Origin of the sequence: uncultured Campylobacter sp., from assembly GCF_937997405.1 — a bacterium.
Lineage (GTDB): Bacteria > Campylobacterota > Campylobacteria > Campylobacterales > Campylobacteraceae > Campylobacter_B.
The window spans coordinates 1-1,039 of the sequence record NZ_CALKTL010000116.1 but is presented as its reverse complement, the minus strand read 5'-3'; the positions used below and the strand labels follow the sequence as shown (position 1 = coordinate 1,039).

Here is a 1,039-nt window from a genome sequence, read left to right as displayed (position 1 = left end):
TCGCTCCCCTTTCCGCCCCCAAACCCCCACCTAACCCCCGACGACGCTTTATAAGGGGCGGACTACGTCCGCGCTAAATTCTATGCGAGGCAAGGTACGGAGCGTAAATTTTAATCCGAATTAAAATTCTAACTATTTACCGCAATTTGATATAAACTCGGCAAAATTTTCCCAAGGATCCCCGATGCAAACGATTGATTTTCACGTCCATCTGCTAAGCAAGGAGGTGCGCTTCGATCGCCCTTACGACAGGCTCGCGCTGCGCCTTTTCGGCAGGCGCTTCGGCATAGACGTATCGCGCGCGATCAAAGAGCCATACGAGGCCTATGTGGACGCTCTGCTCGGCGGGCTTAGAGCTTCGAAATACGTTAAAAAGGCGGTGCTTTTCGGCGTGGATGCTAAATTTAGCGACGCGGGCGAGCTAATCCATCGCGATAAGACCGTCTGTGCGGACAACGACAGCGTGTTTGAAATTTATCAAAAAAACCCAGGTCTCATCGTGCCGTTTTTTAGCATCAATCCAAAAAGGGCGGACGCGCTCGATGAGATCGATCGCTGCTTCGAGCTCGGATTTAAGGGGGCGAAATTTTTACAAAATTATTGGGATCTGGATACGAGGCTGCCCCGCTACGTGCCGTATTTTGAAAAGCCCGCCAAGCTCGGCTTGCCGCTGGTGATCCACGTCGGCAACGAAAGCTCGGTGCCGAGCACGCGCCGCTGCGAGGCGCTGGAGATGATCTATGCGCCGCTTGAGTTGGGCGTCACGACGGTGTGTGCGCACATGGCGATTAACTACGAATATTCGCATATTTTTCGTGCGCTCTCGCGCCGCCCGCGAAATTTCGGACACGATTATTTCGCGCTTTTAGCGCTTCTGCGCACACACAAGAACCTCTACGCCGATGTTTCGGCGCTGATGACGCCGGTGCGCGCGAAAGCCCTGCCACATCTGGCGAGCCAAACGGACGTGCACTCGCGCCTGTTTTACGCTTCAGACTTTCCGGTGCCGTATTCTGCGATATACAACACCTACGATCTG

General features: G+C 53.9%; 1 protein-coding gene. It reads left to right on the top strand.

The genetic code is table 11. The annotated features are described in order from the left end of the window. Positions 1-184: 184 nt before the first annotated feature. Positions 185-1,039 (top strand): amidohydrolase family protein (locus tag Q0372_RS06085; protein WP_298103823.1); only part of this gene is annotated, 855 nt, incomplete at its 3' end.